Raw genomic sequence first — 19,237 nt, forward strand, 5'->3', positions numbered from 1 at the left:
CTCTCCTTTCTTTATATAGATTATAGCGAGGAAAGATGCTTATGAATATCCGAATACTTTTTCTCCTGTTGACAGCCGTATTTCTCAGTGCCTGTTCCAATCAAATCGAAACGAATATGTCCGAAGAATTACCGGATTTCGAGTTTACTACACAAGACGAGAATACACTCGCGCTGGATGATTTGAAAGGTGATTGGTGGATTTCTTATTTTTCCTATACGCACTGTACAACAGTCTGTCCACGAACGACAGCGAATATGGTCAGTATTCAGGAGAGTTTGAAAGAAGAAGGTGTAACACCGCAAATTGTTTCGTTCAGTATCGATCCGGAATTGGATACACCTGAAATATTGCGAGATTATGCAAGAGATTATGGAGCCGACCTAGATACGATGACGTTTTTAACAGGCTATGATTTTGAAGAAATTCGTAAGTTGTCTGTGAATACATTTAAGGCAGTATTGGAAAAAGGAGCGCTCGGTCAGCGATCCCACAGCTTTTTCTTTTATTTAATTAATCCTGACGGCGAGATTGTCAAACAGTATAATGGCATGAGCGCTACGGATAATGACTTGCTAGTCGAAGATGTGAAGACGATTTTAGGGAAGTAGCGTTATTTGAAAAATAATTTATATAACTAAATCAGGCATACTTTCGTTCTAAAAAGGGCGAAAGTATGCTTTTTCTTTTTATGTACGTTATACGGTTCTCATCGATAAAAAACTTTCTAAAAAACTTTTGAAACTTTTTCTGTATTCCTCCGTCTGTAGGGTGCGCAAATGATAATAGGGGGATTCACATGAAGAAAATATATAGCTGTATGTTGTTACTAGCGAGCTTACTCTTATTTATAATGGGAGATGGAGCCAAGTGGAATTTGAATGAAGTGCCACTGTACCATGAGCAGCCAGCCACGGCATTTGCGGAAACTATACAAAGCAAACCGTTCATTACAGAGAGAGAATTTGAACAGGTAGTCACACTTACACAAAACCAACCGATGTATATGAAGCAAGAGAATCTTGTCCGAATTGGTGAACTGCAAGCGAATCAAGCGGTTGCGATCATTGGTGAAGATGAGGAATATTACGAGATTCGAGTAGGTAAGATGCCAGCTTTTATTCGTAAAGGACAGGCAAAGGTGGAAAAGAACGTGATCAAAGCACCGTTACATGCAGAACGTCTCGGGGCAGTAAAAACAGCTGAAGAAACACCGGTCTATTCGGAAGCAAATCGTGAAAGTGGTATCCTCATGCAATTGAGGGAAGGTTATCGCTATCCAGTTGTGCAGGAAGAAAACGATTGGTATATTATCAAAGTCGGTGAACGTGCCGGCTATATTCATAAGTCATCCGCGGAAATGGATGAAGGCTTGCCGGTATTGCTGTATCACCAAGTACTGCCACGTAAACTAATGGAAACAGAAATGAGTACAATCTCACTTGAAAAATTTGAAGAGCAAATGGCGTATTTAGCCAATGAACAATTTACGACGCTGACTTCACAAGAATTGTATGATTATCTTGAAGGGCGATTAGTCATACCCGAAAAAGCTTTGATTATTACATTTGACGATGGATTATTATCATCGAAGAAATATGCGTATCCCGTCTTGAAGCAATACGGTTTTACTTCACCTCACCACATCATTTCTTCACGTTTGGACAGAGGAAAAGGGGCACCGGCATTTGACGGTGGCGGGTTGTTGAAGTATCTTGATGCGGAAGATCTGAAAGAAATGACAGATGTCTTCCAGTTTGAAGCCCACACATGCGCATTGCACGAGCTAGGGATAGAAAGCGGAGCGGGTTTAGTTTTCGAACATTCCGAAGAGGAAATTATCGAAGATTTGAAGCTGAATTTGCACCATGTACCGTCAGCTATTTCGATCGCGTATCCATATGGCCAATATAATGATGAATTTATCGCGGCTGCTAAAGAAGTAGGATTACTAATTGGCTATACAACAGTAGAAGGATATGCCAATATGGATCGTTCCAATTATGAAGTGAATCGATTTGGCATGACAGAAAAAAGGTCGTTTAAAGATTTTGCAACGTATGTTGACGGAGACATGAGATGGCCATAGAAGAGAGTGACTAACCCAAATGAATGAAATGGATCAAATAATGAATGAGCATTCGCATTATTTAGTGCGAATCGCTTATCTATACGTGAAAAACTGGTCAACTGCTGAAGATGTCGTGCAGGAAGTCTTCGTCACGTACTTCCAGAAGAGCGACCAATTTCGCAATGAAGCCTCTCTTAAAACGTATTTGACGAAAATGACGGCGAATCGTGCAAAAGATTATTTGCGCTCCTGGAAGCATAAAAAAGATGTCGTATTTGAAACGATTTTCGTATCAACCAAAAGCTCGGAAGAACAAATCATTGAGCAAGAGCAGCTCGCTTCACTTGAAAAACACTTATTCCAACTGCCGCTGAAATATCGCGAGCCTCTACTTTTATATTATTATGACGAGCAATCGATTGCGGAAATCGCATTATTTCTAGGGCTCAATGAAAACACGATCAAGACTCGATTACGTAGAGCAAAGTTGCAATTGAAGGGATTTTTTGAAGATGAGGAGGTGGACGACTTTGAATGACTTTAAACGAAAACTCGACCAAATGATGGGCGATACAACAGAACAGGAACGTCGAATTAAACAGCGCGTGCACGATGACCTCCAACCTTCGCGAAAGAGACAGTTTTCTTGGCAAGCTTTGCTCGTCACAGCGGCATTACCCGTTGTCGCCTTGTTGCTCGTGTTCAACTTGATGCCGGACAATCAAATCTCTTCCGATCAAGGACCGGGCACACCGTATGATCCACTTGACGATATGGCGTTGATTTCTGCGCTTCAAAAGAAAGACCAACTATCGTCCATTGATTACGAAGAATTTTCTTCATTGCCTGAGGCGAAGGAAGTAGACGGTCTATTATACGTCGATGATGAATCTTTTTCACTGCAATTTAGTACGGACACATATCATCCAGTTCTAGAACGTAAAGCGGATTTATACGATGCTACGGTCTATGAGCCAGGTGACATAGTGAAGACCTTTACGAATACGAATAGTCACTTGCCGACGTATACAGGTGTTTATTATGAAGTCGTGGCGGTACCTGGAGATCGTGTTGTCTTGCAAGACGGTAAGCTGAACATTAACGGCAACAAATTATCGTCCGAGCTGATGGATCGCTATACAGAACAAAACGTCAAGATTGCTGGCGGATATGATCAGTTGTTGAATGCGCGGGAATATTTACTGCTGAACCACTTCCCGGCAAAGGGGACGGTTCAAGGAGCGACCGTCACGCCAGTGCATAAAATTTACGGTAAATTAATTGGCGTCGCAACGGAAGAAAGAACCGAGTCAATTTACATCGATTATTTGACTGATCAAATGAAGAGTGATTATACAGCCGAAGAGTACTTCGATTTGTATTTATATGATCAGCTCACCGGTTTGAATAAACTACCTGAGTCATCGGTATTCGCGGAAACGAGCAGAATCGGAGAACTATTCCTCGAGGCTGCTTATCGCAGAGCCATTCCAATCAATGAAGACAGAGTGGAAATACGTTATCAATATGGACGCGAAGGTGTCGTGGAGCAAGCGTTCTCTATGGGAAGAGACGCTAACTCTGGACAGTGGATTGTGAAAAATTGATCTGTTAAAGACTTTAAAGGAGGTGATGCCAAATATAGCCTCAAAGAAACCAGGTTGGCACCTGTTCAGCACTAGCCGTCAACCAACCGCTCGCTTATAGAGCCAGCCTGGTTTTCATTATATGTAACATGAGCAATAACCATGGGAAGCACTATCGAAACAAGAAATAGAAAACATACCAGACCGGCACCTGTTTTGCATAAGCCGTCAACCAACCGCTCGCTATATAGAGCCGGTCTGGTGTGTATACATAATCGTTTAAATAGCGTGATACAAGTATTACAGACATACTAGCGATTGAAACTATGTGATGGATCAAGTACTCGTTATAGTTGATGAAAAAGACAAGAACTTCAATTTCAAGAAGTAAGAAAGAAGTGCCCGAACCCTCCCGTTTGCATTGGAAGATGTATGATGAAATACTAAACAGGTATACTCATACAAGGAGATGATACTATGGCACTCAGCAGAAAAGATTACTTACAGAAAATCATTGGATTACATGAACGCTTGATTATAGCGTCAGAAGAATATGAAGGTATTTCTGAAGAATTTATTTCTAAACAAGAACTCGATATTCCAGGGATGCAAGAACAATGGATGGGGAAAGTAGAAGAGTTCAAGCAAATTCTGAATGACATGAATGCATTGGAAGTTCCGAACGCGTTTGAAACGGAAGGCAATGAACTAAAAGAAGCCTATACGATATTCGTCAACTGTGTAGAAGAGAAGACGAAGAAGTTCAGCGTGGAAGCGATGGAGAACGGTGAGCTGGATGCCCTCCAGTCGAAGGAACTGCACGCCGCAGAGGATATGGAAGAATTGATTGAGAGTATGTTTGAGAAGTGAAACTTTCTTCATACGATAATTAAATACAAAACAATCGAACTGCAGACAACCCTCTAAGTAGAGTGGTCTGCAGTTTTTCGTTTGCAAAGAATGCACTTTTTAACCGTACCAGATATGATAAGAGTACTAGTACACGAAATCGGTTCAGAAAGGAGTTCTCATTGATGCAAAGTTTCATCGTCATGCAAGGACGTACATATCACGAAGAACGAGAAGTAGGAATCATTTGGACACCCCGAAAAGATCGTATTGGACAAGAGCAACATTCATGGGAGCGCGTAAGGGAAGTGCGTGCAGGAGATCGGATCCTGCATTACGTGAAAGGATATATTGTCGCAATGAGCGTGGCTACATCTGACTATGTGATCGCAGAAAAGCCTTCGAGTATGAGGACACATCTAGAAGACAATGAAGAAGGATATCTAGTTCACTTAGAGTATCATGAGTTAGAAATTCCATTAAATGTTCGCGATCATTTTACTCATATCGAACCTTACCTCCCGATGAAATATTCTCCATTCCAACAAGATTCAAATGGAAATCAAGGCTACCTATATCCGTGTAATGAAGAATTATTGATTAAGTTAGTGGAACTGATTGGTGAGTTGAATATTTTTGTAGAAGATGACGAACAGTTGGAATTTGCTATTGGGATTGTGAAAAGAACCGAACATAATACGTTCATCCCTATGTTGACTGAAACGGAATCGAAAGCTAAAACGAAAGTGCGGCTAGGCAAACAGAAGTTCAGAAATGAATTGATGGATCAATGGAATGGTACATGTGCGATTTGTGAAATTAAGCTACCCGCTTTGTTGAAAGCTAGTCATTCCAAGCCCTGGAAGGATAGCACTGAAGCGGAAAGATTAAATCGGTATAATGGGCTATTACTATGCTATAATCATGCAGCGTTATATGATGGAGGTTTCATTGCATTCGATGGTCAGGGAAAGATCCATATTTCTTCGCAGATTCCAGAAGAAGATTATGAGAAGTATGCAATACATCCAAAAGTGAAAATTGTACGTATGGAAGAAAATAAATATTACTTTAAATGGCATAAGAAGCATATGCTCAAAAAATAAAATCGTTTATTTAGTATCCCATTTACTTTCTTTACTCTATATAGAGCAAAAAAGGGTTTTTTTGTTTTATATTTTGCTCAAATAGATTGTACGAAGAGAGCAAAACAGTCTATGTAGTAGACAAATTTGCTCCGTTCCATGGGAGAGTTTTGCACCTAGCAATAACCTAAGCATTTAAGAAAACTACAAAGAAAAGAAAAAGTGCGTGTGGACAAAAGATTTCCACACGCACTATCCCTTTTGGATTTATTCTCTATATAGTGGGTAACGAGGAGGGATGCTTTTCTTGAAACTTCACCATACTGTTTATAATTGTGGTCACTTTATTGCAAATAACGACCGACGTTCAAGTCGTCATAGGACGGCGTTAGTATAAAATCATTATTCGTAAAATCAAAAGTTCTTCTAGGTAGTTCAACAGTTTTAACCGCATACTTGCCATTAGCAAAAACGAGCAAGAATAGATCATCTCTAAAATCAATATTTTGAATACTGCCTTTGACTGTAATATCCAAACGGTCTTCAATCATTTCTCTCGAAGTATATGGACCGAAGACCATGGCTTGATCCCAGTCGAAATTTGTTAATGTACTCAATGGGATTTTCATCACACCACTGTTGGCTTGTTCCTCAATTCGCTTGGCAAGAATCGGATCTTCAGTCGCCCTATGTAGGAAAGTCGAGGCGAAAACTAGTACGATCAGCAGCACTAGAATGGACCCTATAACAACTTTCTTTTTCATCCCATCACCTCTTTGATTTTTGATTATAATATATATACGACGAGAGTGGATAGTAGTTCCACTAATTGAAGAGATTCAGTATATAATCATGGTAAAGGAAATGAGTAGTATGAACTTTTTAACACGTAAGGAATCACTTCATCTACAACACGCTGGCCTAGCAACCTATACTAGGGGCCAATACAGCCAGAGTGGATTAAAATTTCCTGATCTGCATATACACTAAATACAACTTAGATTACCAGGAGGCCATAATATGAGTACAACTAAAATCATGACTGAAATTAAACGATTGATAGAGCAAGATCCGTCACTCGCCATTAGTGAATGGCAGGGGACGTGTCATTATGTAGTGGGTGAAATGATATCGCTTGAAACGAAAGATCTGCACGAAATTGATTTAGAAGGATTTGCGAAGCCAGGAGAAAAGCAAGTGATGCCGATTGAGTTATTGATCGCTGCCGCAACTACGAGTTTTGGCGTTACATTTCATTTAGAAGCACATAATCAAGGTGTAATTGTGGATCGAGCGGAAATTGTCTTCAGTGGGGTATGTGATAAAGCACCGTTTTTAGGAATTCAAAGTGGAAATAGTGGAATTACGAAACCAATGATCGTCTTATCAGCACAGTCTGCTACGAATAAAGGACATCTAGCAGAGATTGCGGCCATTGCAATTGAACGTTCACCGATTCTTTCTAGCTTGAAAGAAGACGTTACGTTGCATATTAAGTGATTGTCTAGAGCCAGGTTATAAATAGGTATAAAAATACGCCATCATTTGTCTTTTTAGACGAATAGATGGCGTGTTTTTTCATTCAAATCAAGCATTTTTCTCAAGTGATGCAGCTACAACATTGCCGCCTTCTGCTCATATCTTTTAGAGTGGCGTAATTCATCTTTCGTTCCGATGAAGACTTCATGCTATTTGTTTTTACCTCGTTCTAATATGACTACGTTTTATCCTGCTTTTGTAAGTTCTGCATCCGCTATTTTTTTGATATAACTAATAAATAACACTACATTTGGCTTATAGAATAGTTTCAACAAAAATAGCTCATTCACATTGAACAAGGAAATGATGATACAATCATTCCAAGACCGGGGTTAGACAATGAGTAAACTGCAATTATAAATAGATGTCGAATGTGGTATACTTACTTTCTTCATTGCGATATACCAAAAGTAGGAGGATCTTCATGAAAATTAAAGTAGCTATTCTTTTATGCGCGACCATTTTATTTCTGAGCGCGTGTAATAAGAAAATCGAAACAAATATGTCTGAAAAAATACCTGATTTTACATTTACTACACAAGATGACAAACCTCTTGGATTGGATGATTTAAAAGGGGACTGGTGGATTGCGTATTTCTCCTATACGAACTGCATTACAGTCTGCCCAAGAACAACAGCGAATATGGTCGATGTTCAAGAAAAATTAAAAGAAGAGGGTCTGAAACCTCAAATTGTATCATTCGGTATAGATCCTGATTATGATACACCTGAAGTGCTGAAGAAGTATGCTGCGGATTTTGGAGCGGATTTGAATACGATGAGTTTTTTGACAGGCTATGATTTTGAAACGATCCAAGATATTTCAAAAAACACTTTCCTTTCTATATTGGAAAAGGGAGCGCTAGATCAACGCGCCCATAGCTATTACTTTTATTTAGTAAACCCTGACGGTGAGATTGTGAAAAGATACGATGGGCTGACAGCGACTGAGAATGAATTGTTAATAGAAGACGTCAAGACGGTACTCGGCGCGTAAGCCGAAAAGATGTAACTATATGAAAAAGCCTTTCTAATCCTAGGATTAGAAAGGCTTTTTCAGTGTTCGGGAATGTTACCATTTTGGTACGCCTACATGGTTTTCAACCCATTCATCATTGTATTTAATCGTTGGGTTAGCTTTACTAAGCGGAACGACTTTGAAACGCCTATCTTGATCTCGAATGACGCCAGTTGGGAAAAATCGTGGATCTTCGATAGTTACCGTTTTTTGATCGCCTGTTTGTTCTTTTGTCACCGATAGCTTAGCGATTCCGCCAAAGTTCGTATAGTCAAATGGTTGAGCGGAATAGAAGTTGCCAAGTGAGAAGAAAACTTTCGTGTTTCCTACTTCACCATAGCGTTGTAAGACGTGTGGATGATGTCCAAATAGTACATCTGCACCCGCATCTGAAACGAATTGCGCAAGTTCTGCTTGATCTTCAGACGTTTCGAGATGATATTCAGGCCCCCAATGCAATGATACGATTGTAACGTCTACCATCGGTTTCATTTCTTTAATTTCATTTTCCATCCGTTCACGGTCGATGTAGTTGACCAAGTACTCTTTGTCATGCAAGTCTAGCTCCACATTTGTGCCATACGTATAGGCAAGTACTCCAATTTTGATGCCGTTGACTTCGACAATCCGTTGCGTCTTGCGATCTTTAAATGATTCATAGGCGCCGACATACTCAAGCCCATATTCATTTGCATGCTCAATTGACTTTCGTACACTGGCTTCTCCTTTATCGAATGTATGGTTGTTCGCGAAGGTAACCATATCGACACCAATGTTTTGCAAAGCCGGGAGTATGTGTTTTGGACTGTTGAATTTTGGATACGTAGACAATCCAAGTTCGACACCAGCTGGCATAGATTCTTGGTTCGCTAATAGAAAATCAATACTTGCCGTTTTATCTTTTATTTCTTCAAATGCAAAATCAAAGTTCGGATACGTGTAGATGGGATTATGTAAAAGCACATCTCCGATCATTCCAATCGTTGCTGTAGTACTAATCGTTTCTTCCACCTTTTGTTCTGCTTTCACTTCTGTTACTTTTTCAGTCGTGTCCTTTGCTACAGAGTTAGTCACCGTACTTTTCTTTTCTGAAGTTAGTCCATACTCTCTAGTATTCCAATCATTCCATAAAATTATGCCGCCAACGGTCCAGACAAAGACCAATGAAGCCACAAGCCATTTCCTCATCAAGTTAATCTCTCCAAATCTATAAATGCTATTCCTATGTAGGTTTCCAAAGTTAACGATAGCACATTAGTAGATTGGTAAACAATCAAAAATTGGAATTGTAATAAAAAACTTATATATTTTACCATTATGTATAAAAACCGCTAGACTTCGACAAAAAGATCGAGGTCTGGCGGTTTCTTTTTTTTATGAATGTACTTTCACTTGGTTGATCACATGATCCTCTTGGGTATCGCCAGTCGGCTTTTTTGACCAAATGGTTGCTAGAATCGGGCCAGAGATATTATGCCAGATGGCACCCCAGACACTGGGGAGGGCTGCGAGTGGCCCGAAGTGAGCGGTAGCGAGTGCTACACCAAGACCTGAGTTTTGCATGCCGACTTCAAGTGAGATGGCGCGTCTGTCGTTTTCATTTAATCCGAGTCCAAGCGCAATTAGATAGCCGAGTAGTAATCCGATACCGTTATGCAAGAATACCGCGATAAACACGATGAAACCTGAACTCGCTACATTGCCTGCATTCGCGGAAGTAACCGCAGCGACAATGATGAGAATAGCAACGACTGAAATAATCGGTACGACGGATACACTTTTTGCAACCGCTCCAGGGAAGAACCGTTGAATGAGTAGCCCAAGAACGATTGGAATGATAATCACTTGTACGATTGACTTAAACATCGACAACGCATCTACCGGAAGCCATTGACCTGCTAACAATAATAACAATAACGGTGTGACGAGTGGTGCCAATAATGTGGAAAGGGATGTCATAGCGACAGATAATGCAAGATTCCCTTTTGCCAGATAGACCATAACGTTTGAAGCGGTACCGCCTGGAACAGATCCAAGTAATACAAGGCCAGCTGCTAGTTCAGGTGGTAGCTTCAATAAATAGGCTAAACCGAAAGCAACCAATGGCATAACAATAAATTGTGCGGCAACCCCGATGATCACGGGTAGCGGATTAGTCAAAATGATTTTGAAGTCCACAGCGCGTAATGTCAGTCCCATTCCAAACATGACGACGCCTAATAAAATCGTAATATAGGCACCTAATCCAAGAAAAGGACTCGGGAACATGAATGCAATAATCGCAACAATGATGACCCAAAATGCAAAAAACTTTCCTGCTATAGAACTAATAGCTTCGAGTGCTTTCATGGCTTTGTCACCTCTAAATCAAGGTGGAAGATTTTATTTGGATTGAGTAAATGATCCGGATCGAGAGCTTGTTTGATTTTTTGCATGACTAGAAGGGCAGGGCCATGTTCTTGTTGCTGGTATTTCTGTTTGCCGATTCCTACGCCATGCTCTCCAGTACATGTACCGCCACGCTCGAGTGCATACAGAACAATTTTTTCATTCAACTCATCCGCTTTGGCGATTTCAGCTGGATCGTTGACGTCCATCATCAATAGTACGTGGAAGTTACCGTCACCAACATGGCCAACAATACCGGCTGGCATATTCAATGATTCAACGACTTCACGCGCATGATTGACTGCATCGGCTAGTTCCGAAATAGGCAAGCACACATCCGTCACCATTAGCTTCTTACCTGGGTTGCCGTGAATGAAAGCATAAGCCAAGTTGTGTCGAGCTTCCCATAATCGATTGCGTTCGGCATTGTCCGTTTCAAACTCAATGTTTTCACAGTGATGATCCGCCACAATTTCTTTCGTGAATTCGACGTCTTGTTGAAGTCCCGCTTCATTGCCGTGGAATTCTAGGAATAGTGTAGGCTGTTCTTTATACTCCGTTTCACTGAATATATTTACTTGACGCATCGATGGTTCGTCGACCAATTCCACGCGCGCGATCGGAATACCAGCTTGCAGAATAGAAACTACGGCTTCTACCGCATCTTTTACAGAAGGAAAGGATGCGCGAGCTGCCGTTGTGAATTCAGGAATACCATAGACGCGCAATGTCAGCTCAGTGAAGCAACCAAGAGTTCCTTCAGAGCCGACGAATAATCCGTTCAAATGGAGACCCGACGCAGATTTAGCTGCTTTATTACCAGTATGTATAACAGTTCCGTCAGCCGTAACAACTTCCAGATCACGTACTTGATCACGCATGACGCCGTATTTGACGGAAGTCGTACCGCTAGCATTCGTTGCTGCCATGCCTCCAAGTGTCGCGTCTGCTCCTGGATCGACAGAGAAGAATAACCCATGTTTCTTCAGTTCCTTATTTAATTGAGTACGCGTAACGCCCGGTTGTACAGTAACGAGGAAATCTTCTGCGCGCACATCTAGAATCGCGTTCATGTTTGAAAAGTCGATTGTGATCCCACCGTTATCAGGGATGACACTGCCTTCTAGACTTGAGCCAAGTCCGAATGGAATGACCGCAACGTGCAGTTCTTTTGAGATGCGCATGATGTTGCTGACGTCTTCCGTACACGAAGGGAACGCCACAATATCCGGAAGTTTCATCGTATGGTAAGACTCATCTTTACCATGAAGTTCGCGCACGGTTTCATTGATCGTTACTTGTTCATCGGTTAATACCTTTTTCAGGGCTTGGACAATTTTCTCAGTAGTTGCTGTCATAGTTGTTCTCTCCTTGTATGTTGAATTCATTTTATTGAAAGTAGTTCCATTGATTAGAATTTTATAACTATTCTAGCGGACATTATACTATTATACTTGCTAATTTGAACAATTCAATAATAGTTTTCATATTATTCTTTTTTCATTCAATACTTCACTGATGCAAAAAACTATATGTACGCATGTTCGAAGGCCTATCCGACTAGCTATACTCTTTCATATGATTAAAAGAACGCCAAAATAAGTGACTGTTTTGTTTGTATTTTCATTAACATATGCAAATGAATAACAGGCTTTGACGAAGGAGAGTGTGAAATGGATACTATTTTGTTTGTGGAAACCACGAAGAGTGGTTCGAGCAGAGAAGCCATAAAGGCTGCAGAAAGGATAGGCTATGTAACGGTCTTGCTAACCGAGAATATGAAGTATCTCGAGCAAAGGGAAGAGTTCCCCGAAGTTACACATATGATTCATGTTGACAGCCTAACGGAAGTGGTGATTCGTCATCAGATTCATTCACTACAGAAGTCGGGAATGAAGTTGAAAGGGATTTTCAGTTTCGTAGATCCATTTGTTTCGATGACTGCCCATCTTGCGAATGAATTTTGCGATTCGAAAATTTCCGCTGATGCCTATCTGAAAATGGAGGACAAAGTATTAACTAGAACAGCATTAGCTAAGAACGAAGCGACACCTAAGTTTATGATTTATGAAACATCGGCAAATTTGAAGCAATTTATCATCGAACAGGAAGTATTTCCCCTCATCATCAAGTCGCCACTTTCAAAGGCATCAAGAGACGTATATCTCGTTGAAGATCGAAAAGAAATGATGCGTGTCATGAAGGGCATGTTGAAAGTCCACCCTGGCCAGCAAATTGTCGTTGAAGAATACTTGGATGGACCTCAATATTTAGTTGAACTTGTAGTGGTTGACGGGGAGCACCACCTAGTTGCAGTGATTAAACAGGACATTCAAAAAGACTTGAAGTTCATCATTACCGGTTATGATTTTCAATTATCACTGGAGAAAAGTTTATACGATAAGCTTTTCAAGACAATAGAATCTATTTGTGAGGATTTAGGTGCAAAAAATGTAGCCTGTCACCTTGAACTACGATATGTCAGGGATACCTGGAAGTTGATTGAATTAAACCCAAGAATTTCGGGTGGTGCTATGAATCGCATGATAGAAGAGGCGTATGGAATTAATTTAATGGAAGAGACATTGAAGCTTTTTATTGGAGAAGAAATGAATTTGAAGAGAAGGCACGAAAATTATATTTATACGCATTATATTACCGTGAATGCTTACGGTACATTACTGAAAGTGACAGGAAAAAGCAATGCCATGATATATGAAGGTGTGCGTGAAGTCTACGTGAAGCCACGTAAAGGCACGTTCATGACTCCACCCACTTCGATGGGAAATCGATATGGTTACGTCATAGCTTCGGGCGATTCAGCATCAAAAGCGAAACAAAATGCCTTGCATGCAGCGAAGAATATCAAGTTCTATATAGAAACGAATGAGGAGTGAGCGCAGATGATTACAGTAGGAATGTTGCATTCAAATAAACACCCAAGCAAAGTAGATAGAGCTTTCGCCTGGGCAGCTGTTGCTAAAATGGAAGGAATAAATTTTTACTACTTTTCACCACGCGATGTTAATTTCACGACAAACGTAATTTCAGGCTATGTTTATGAACAGGGCGAATGGATTCAAAAAGAATTGTTGTTCCCGGATGTCATTTTCAATTCATACTGGATGAAAACCGATGAAGATACTGCCGTCTACGATAAATTAAGTGAAATGATTCCTTTCACTTCACAACCGGTTGGCAATAAAATGAGTGTCTATAAGAGAATTAGTAAAATGTCAGGATTTGAAAAGTATTTGATCCCTTCTATACGGGTGGATCAACCGAAAGATGTATTGGAGGCTTTGACAAAATATAAAAAAGTGATTATCAAACCAGTATCCGGCAGTCAAGGGAAGGGGGTTTGGTTTATAGAGCAAGATGGAGAGCTGTTTCAGAAAGTAGTCGATACAGAAAAGACAACTACGAATCGAAAACAACTTATTTCCGAACTTCAAGACTTAATCAGTGAGGAAGACTATTTGGTTCAACCATATATTTTATGCCGAACAAAAGATGGGAATCCGTATGATTTAAGACTGCATGTTCAAAAGGACAGAGAGGGGAAATGGATAATTCCCATCATTTTCCCTCGGATAGGTACGACGGATCGAGTGACTAGCAACATCTCACGCGGCGGTAGTAAGGGAGAGTTAAAAACATTTTTACAAAGAGAATTTGATGATGAGTGGATGAATATGAAAAAAACTTTAGAGGAATTTGCTGAGCACTTCACGATTGAATTCGAAAGTACTTATGACGTGGAATTCGATGAGCTGGGTATTGATATAGGTATCGATGAAAATAATAAGCTATGGATCTTCGAAGTGAATTGGAGACCGGGATGCGTAGATTTCATACTCGCTATAGCAAAGAACCATATTCCTTATGCCATGTATGTCGCCAAGAAAAATGAATCAACTTAATAAGGTTTCAAATAATTATCTATTCATGCTTGCCCAAACCTAACCTGTCATTCTACTTTGGCATATATATAAGAGATACGTATATATGAAGGGAAGGAAAATGATGAATGAACCTAGTGTGATTTGTCTAGCAATGAAAAAATTACTGGAAGAACAAGAGATGATGAAGAAATTCGGCCATGGATTACAATTTGTCTGTTCACTACCTGTCTACGATACAATCCCCTTTACACTGCATGACTGTGCATTACAAAAGCCGTTCAGTGCTCACTATCAATGTATAAAGACTCCATATTTCAGATTGGAAAAAATCGATATAGATACATGCTGCGCGACTCTGACCTTACTCGAGCCAGTCGATATGGAAGGGAATCCAGTGGAAGACTGCGAAGAACTTTACTCCCTCAAGAAGACAAAAAGCTGTATTATAGTCAATATCAATTGCTTTTGCACTATCACACCCCTACCACCTAAACTAGTCAATAGACCACTACCTATTATTGAACCGAAAAAATAAAACGTAAAAGGTGATACTTTATGCAAGACACGATCAGAAAACAAATTTTTGAACTACAAGAGGCTAGCTATCAGAAGTTTATATCCGCGCTCATACCGAATATCGATAATGTACTCGGAGTGCGCATGCCGGAACTCCGCAAACTCGCAAAGGAGATTGCAAAAGGTGACTGGCGGACATATTTGCAAACTGCGAATGACGAGTACTTTGAAGAAGTGATGTTACAAGGTTTAGTCATTGGATATGCAAAAGCGGATGTAGAGGAACTTTTGACGTATGTAGAGACATTTGTACCCAAAATAGATAACTGGTCTGTTTGCGACAGTTTTTGTACAGGGTTAAAATTCACCAAGCAAAATAAAGAACGTGTATGGTCATTCCTTCAACCGTATATGATTTCCGACAAGGAGTATGAACTTCGCTTCGGTATAGTCATGTTGCTTGATTATTATATTGAACCTGACTATATCGACAGAGTTCTTGATTTATTAGATGATGTACAACATGAAGGATATTATGCAAAAATGGCAGTTGGATGGGCGCTATCTATTTGTTTTGTGAAGTTGCCCGATCAGACGATGAAGTATTTAACAGGGGATCACTCATTGGATTTGTTTACGTATAATAAAGCTTTGCAGAAAATCACGGAATCGACACGGGTAGGGGCAGACGTGAAGGAGATCATTCGTGGTATGAAAAGGAAATGACAAAAACCTAGTTAATTGACTAGGTTTTTAGTTATGTAAATGGCGCTAGGAACTTTACTTACATTCTCTTTCGTATACCTCTGATTGTACGAGCTCATCATTTACTATAATGAGCGGGTGCGTTTTAAATAGTAATTCTTGCAAATGCTCGGGCATGCTTTCCTCTTTGTAAGCACAGATCAGCGGAAATGATAATTCGTTCACGGCGTGGTCTACGAACCTCTCCAAGTCCTCTATAATATGCCAAGGACCGTCCATCGTCGCCCATTCTACATGTGCCCATGAACGGAATAGTAATTGATTTTCTACATAAGGCGTGACAGTTTCTGTTAAATACTGTTCAATCGTAGCGGGATGATAGCTACCAGTAGAATAATAGAAGTGGAAATTATTGATGAAATGAAGGTATTTCATTTCCTCTTCGTTTAACCTATTCTGTAACTCATTTTTTATCAAAAGATGTATACGTTCATTGTCTATTAGAATGGTATATTCGCCCGCGCGAACACCTTCCTCAATATACGCCGCAACCAATTGGATATGGTGATCTAGATCTTTGTAGGAGTAAAGAATATGTAAATTTCTCTTGCTTTCAATTAATTGTTGAATGCGGGTTTTCATATGATTTTCAACTCCTTTATATGGATGATTTTAAAAATATCATTATTTAAATGTTAGAGTAAAACGAGTCCATTGTAAAGATATGTCGTAAATAAGAAAAACCTGACAAATAGTCAGGTTTTTTTCGATATATCAATTGTATAAAATGCTCTTTACATACATCTGAATGAATCAATCTTTTTTAAGTCTAATCCATAATACTCCCATCGGTAATGGCGTGGATCCCATCGGTAGCCGGCAATCGAAGTTCTGCCAACGAATGTTGGATAGTACCAGAATCCATTATTCCGCGAAGTCCATACATACGTGTAACGGTACAGACATCCCGCTATTCCGCCTGGGTCGACTGCACGTAAATGGGCATCGGGATAACTCGGCGTTTGGCTTGGTGGAGCAAAAGTCGGCGCACTTTGTTGTGGTTGACCACCTTGGTGTCCGTGTTGATGACCTGGCTGCTGTCCTGGATAATGCTGTTGATGATGTCCTGGTTGACTAGGATACCCTGGATATGAAGGTTGTTGAGGGTACCCGGGATATCCTGGTTGTGGTGTATGCCCGTGCTGTTGCCCAGGATATCCTGGCTGCTGTCCTGGATAACCAGGTGGCCATTGAGGATTCTGTTGATTGGGTGGCGGATAACCAGGGGTATTTCCACCTTGCCACCCATGTTGTGGATATTGACCATGTTGCGGTTGATGCTGTTGATACGTCTCTTGCTGTCGCCCTGGATAACCATCAGGCAACTGCGGATACCACATACCTTCATTCTGCTGACTCAAACTATCACTCCTTCTTTTCTACTTGTTTCAAACACAACGAAACTGATCGATACGTTGTAAGTCAATACCGATATACTCCCAGCGGAATCTTCGCGCGTTCCATTGAAAACCTGCTACGGATTGTCTACCGACGAATGTCGGGTAGAACCAGAATCCATTGCGTCGAGATGTCCATACATACGTAAAGCGATACAAGCAACCCGCAATGGCGCCGGGATCTACCGCGAACGTCTGGAATTCCGGGTAACTTGGAACTTGATTCGGTGGCGGAGTAGTAGGGGCGGCCGCCTGCCCACCTTGATTGGGTGACCCTTGATTGCCTCCTGGTCTACCGGGTTGCTGTCCAGGGAAATTAGGTTGCTGTGGAAAACCAGATGACCCCGGGAATCCTGGCATACCTGGGAACCACTGCATACCTGGAAAACCTTGTGATCCTGAAAACCAAGGTTGCCAAGGTGAAAACGATTGCGCTGTAGAGAAGCCTTGTGGATCAGCACCTTGCCAATTTTGATCTGTGTATTGTGGATACCACATAAATTCGTCTTGTGGATTCAACTCATTACGCCTCCTTTTTCTATTCGTTTTATCATATGCAGCCTGATAGTCATTTGACCTTATTCTCTCTTCGTTCGACAGCTGTGCTAAACTATAGGTGAAGGAAGTGGACTATAATGAATGAAAATAAACCGCATATTTTAGTAGTAGACGGAATGGCGCTCTTGTTCCGTTCGTTTTTTGCGACGGCACATAGTGGTCAGTTTTTCCGCAATGCAATGGATGTACCGACGAACGGGGTACAAGGGTTTGCACGTCACACGATGAGTGCCATCTCGATTTTCCAACCGACACATTTGGCGGTGTGCTGGGATATGGGATCGAAAACATTTCGTAATGAATTATTCGCAGACTATAAAGCGCATCGCCCAGCACCTGCACCAGAATTAATTCCACAGTTCGATATGGCACGCGAAGTATCGGAAACGCTAGGATGGAAGAGTTATGGAATTAAGAACATGGAAGCGGATGATCTGATTGGTTCGCTAGTTGAAACGTGGAAAGACGAAGCCAAATTGACCGTAGTATCGGGGGATAAAGATTTACTCCAGTTGTTGAAACCGGATGTGTCGATTGCGCTAACGAAAAAAGGATTCACGCAGTATGATGAATACACGGAAGCTCGTTTTATAGAAGGGTATGGAATTACGCCGAAGCAATTTATTGATATGAAAGCATTTACTGGAGATTCGAGCGACGGATATCCTGGTGTGAAGGGGATTGGACCGAAGACGGCATTGAAGCTCATACAGGAGTATGGTTCGGTCGATGGCGTGCTTGCAGCGAAAGAAAACTTAACGGCAGGTTTGCAAAAGAAGCTAAACGCAGAAGAAGAGATGTTGATGATATCAAGAGATCTCGCAACGATTCATTGTGAAATCAAGCTGGATGATCCGCTAGAAGAATTGATCATTCCCGAGTTCACGGTAGAAACCGCCAAAGTAATGGAAGAACAGGGCTACTCCATGATTGCAAAACAAGGCCTACCGGTTTCACCGTTTTAACGGTTCGATCGTAACAAACGTCAAAATCTTTTTATTCGGCTCATAAGGGATAGAGCGTACACGGCTCGCGCTATTTCTGCCACCGTGATCATGAACGAGTACAAGCAGTTGATTGTCTACATATTCATAGCCAACCATTACGACCCAGTGGTAATTGAATGAAAAACGACTACGCCATTTGAATTTGAACCATTTATCAAATTTCAACGCAACAGGACGGTCTTCATCGATCTGTTCAATTGCCTGCTGTACAGTACAAACTTTCACATTCCATTGCGAGCCGAGCATTTGGTTCAGCCTACGAACAAACCGCCAAGTAGGCAAACCAATCTTCGTACTACCTAATGTTCGATACAGCTCATTAATAGAAGGAGTTTGTTCGGTGGGAAAGAAATGGCGCAACAATACATACGCTGTAACAGGCCCGCAAGCCGATGGACGATAACGTGGTTCAATGTCGTGATCATATTGTGATTTGCCTTTCACTTCTATGTATTTGGACATGCTGAATGCCTCCTTTTAGTGGGTATGTTATGGGGCTGGGAATGCTGAAATGCTCAATGAATCCGCGTGACCGCTCTATGTAACCGGTTAG

21 protein-coding genes are annotated in these 19,237 nt (G+C 40.9%); 13 read left to right on the forward strand and 8 right to left on the reverse strand.

The window, feature by feature from the left end; translation table 11 throughout:
- Window positions 1-68: 68 nt before the first annotated feature.
- From CSV76_RS11865 to CSV76_RS11890, 6 genes are all read left to right on the forward strand, one after another.
- Window positions 69-611, forward strand: coding sequence for an SCO family protein (locus CSV76_RS11865; protein ID WP_233204470.1), 543 nt, complete (start codon window positions 69-71; stop codon window positions 609-611).
- A 188-nt stretch (window positions 612-799) separates the two neighbouring features.
- Complete coding sequence (locus tag CSV76_RS11870) at window positions 800-2,089, forward strand: polysaccharide deacetylase family protein (RefSeq protein WP_099625713.1); 1,290 nt, start codon at window positions 800-802, stop codon at window positions 2,087-2,089.
- Window positions 2,090-2,117: 28 nt separating this feature from the next.
- A complete protein-coding gene (locus tag CSV76_RS11875) occupies window positions 2,118-2,609 on the forward strand; it encodes a sigma-70 family RNA polymerase sigma factor (protein ID WP_233204472.1) in 492 nt (163 codons plus the stop codon).
- Window positions 2,602-3,678 (forward strand): S26 family signal peptidase, encoded by a 1,077-nt coding sequence (locus tag CSV76_RS11880; protein ID WP_099625715.1) that lies wholly within the window; start codon window positions 2,602-2,604, stop codon window positions 3,676-3,678. The genes CSV76_RS11875 and CSV76_RS11880 overlap by 8 nt, the downstream gene beginning before the upstream one ends.
- A 456-nt stretch (window positions 3,679-4,134) precedes the next feature.
- Window positions 4,135-4,527 (forward strand): hypothetical protein, encoded by a 393-nt coding sequence (locus CSV76_RS11885; protein WP_099625716.1) that lies wholly within the window; start codon window positions 4,135-4,137, stop codon window positions 4,525-4,527.
- 164 nt (window positions 4,528-4,691) lie between these two features.
- Window positions 4,692-5,612, forward strand: a complete 921-nt coding sequence (locus CSV76_RS11890; protein WP_099625717.1) for an HNH endonuclease — start codon at window positions 4,692-4,694, stop codon at window positions 5,610-5,612.
- 323 nt (window positions 5,613-5,935) lie between these two features.
- Here CSV76_RS11890 and CSV76_RS11895 read toward each other — a convergent pair whose 3' ends face one another.
- A complete protein-coding gene (locus tag CSV76_RS11895) occupies window positions 5,936-6,355 on the reverse strand; it encodes a hypothetical protein (RefSeq protein WP_099625718.1) in 420 nt (139 codons plus the stop codon).
- 256 nt (window positions 6,356-6,611) lie between these two features.
- Here CSV76_RS11895 and CSV76_RS11900 point away from each other — a divergent pair, with 256 nt between their 5' ends.
- A complete protein-coding gene (locus CSV76_RS11900) occupies window positions 6,612-7,091 on the forward strand; it encodes an OsmC family protein (RefSeq protein ID WP_085426841.1) in 480 nt (159 codons plus the stop codon).
- 463 nt (window positions 7,092-7,554) lie between these two features.
- Entirely contained in the window at window positions 7,555-8,127 is a 573-nt protein-coding gene (locus tag CSV76_RS11905) for an SCO family protein (protein WP_085426840.1), read from the forward strand.
- A gap of 75 nt (window positions 8,128-8,202) precedes the next feature.
- Here the strand turns inward: CSV76_RS11905 and CSV76_RS11910 are convergent, their stop codons facing one another.
- The 3 genes from CSV76_RS11910 to CSV76_RS11920 form a co-directional block, all read right to left on the reverse strand.
- The gene (locus CSV76_RS11910; RefSeq protein ID WP_099625719.1) at window positions 8,203-9,336 is read right to left on the reverse strand and encodes a CapA family protein; all 1,134 of its coding nucleotides are present in this window, start codon (window positions 9,334-9,336) and stop codon (window positions 8,203-8,205) included.
- Window positions 9,337-9,522: 186 nt separating this feature from the next.
- Window positions 9,523-10,497, reverse strand: a complete 975-nt coding sequence (locus CSV76_RS11915) for a bile acid:sodium symporter family protein (RefSeq protein WP_099625720.1) — start codon at window positions 10,495-10,497, stop codon at window positions 9,523-9,525.
- Window positions 10,494-11,894: an FAD-binding oxidoreductase gene (locus tag CSV76_RS11920; RefSeq protein WP_099625721.1), complete on the reverse strand. Its 1,401-nt coding sequence runs from the start codon at window positions 11,892-11,894 to the stop codon at window positions 10,494-10,496. The genes CSV76_RS11915 and CSV76_RS11920 overlap by 4 nt, the downstream gene beginning before the upstream one ends.
- 315 nt (window positions 11,895-12,209) lie before the next feature.
- On the opposite strand from CSV76_RS11920, the gene CSV76_RS11925 reads away from it, so the two are divergent.
- The 4 genes from CSV76_RS11925 (at window position 12,210) to CSV76_RS11940 (ending at window position 15,683) form a co-directional block, all read left to right on the forward strand.
- Window positions 12,210-13,433 (forward strand): ATP-grasp domain-containing protein, encoded by a 1,224-nt coding sequence (locus tag CSV76_RS11925; protein ID WP_099625722.1) that lies wholly within the window; start codon window positions 12,210-12,212, stop codon window positions 13,431-13,433.
- A 6-nt stretch (window positions 13,434-13,439) separates the two neighbouring features.
- On the forward strand, window positions 13,440-14,459 hold the full coding sequence (locus CSV76_RS11930; RefSeq protein ID WP_099625723.1) for a YheC/YheD family endospore coat-associated protein: 1,020 nt from the start codon (window positions 13,440-13,442) through the stop codon (window positions 14,457-14,459).
- Between the two features lie 133 nt (window positions 14,460-14,592).
- A complete protein-coding gene (locus CSV76_RS11935) occupies window positions 14,593-14,976 on the forward strand; it encodes a CotY/CotZ family spore coat protein (protein ID WP_158232798.1) in 384 nt (127 codons plus the stop codon).
- A gap of 20 nt (window positions 14,977-14,996) precedes the next feature.
- Complete coding sequence (locus CSV76_RS11940) at window positions 14,997-15,683, forward strand: DNA alkylation repair protein (RefSeq protein WP_099625724.1); 687 nt, start codon at window positions 14,997-14,999, stop codon at window positions 15,681-15,683.
- A 54-nt stretch (window positions 15,684-15,737) separates the two neighbouring features.
- Here CSV76_RS11940 and CSV76_RS11945 read toward each other — a convergent pair whose 3' ends face one another.
- The 3 genes from CSV76_RS11945 to CSV76_RS11955 all read right to left on the reverse strand — a co-directional run bounded on the left by CSV76_RS11945 (window position 15,738) and on the right by CSV76_RS11955 (window position 17,617).
- Window positions 15,738-16,304: an MEDS domain-containing protein gene (locus CSV76_RS11945; RefSeq protein WP_085426832.1), complete on the reverse strand. Its 567-nt coding sequence runs from the start codon at window positions 16,302-16,304 to the stop codon at window positions 15,738-15,740.
- A gap of 152 nt (window positions 16,305-16,456) precedes the next feature.
- On the reverse strand, window positions 16,457-17,083 hold the full coding sequence (locus CSV76_RS11950; protein WP_085426831.1) for a hypothetical protein: 627 nt from the start codon (window positions 17,081-17,083) through the stop codon (window positions 16,457-16,459).
- A 27-nt stretch (window positions 17,084-17,110) separates the two neighbouring features.
- Entirely contained in the window at window positions 17,111-17,617 is a 507-nt protein-coding gene (locus tag CSV76_RS11955) for a hypothetical protein (protein WP_233204474.1), read from the reverse strand.
- Between the two features lie 137 nt (window positions 17,618-17,754).
- Between CSV76_RS11955 and CSV76_RS11960 the strand changes: the two genes are divergently transcribed.
- Entirely contained in the window at window positions 17,755-18,642 is an 888-nt protein-coding gene (locus CSV76_RS11960; RefSeq protein ID WP_099625725.1) for a 5'-3' exonuclease, read from the forward strand.
- Here the strand turns inward: CSV76_RS11960 and CSV76_RS11965 are convergent.
- A complete protein-coding gene (locus CSV76_RS11965) occupies window positions 18,631-19,146 on the reverse strand; it encodes a C39 family peptidase (RefSeq protein WP_099625726.1) in 516 nt (171 codons plus the stop codon). The two genes, CSV76_RS11960 and CSV76_RS11965, sit on opposite strands and share 12 nt — an antisense overlap.
- Between the last annotated feature and the right edge of the window lie 91 nt (window positions 19,147-19,237).

The organism is Sporosarcina sp. P17b, from assembly GCF_002743115.1.
In the GTDB taxonomy this organism is placed as follows: Bacteria; Bacillota; Bacilli; order Bacillales_A; family Planococcaceae; genus Sporosarcina; species Sporosarcina ureae_C.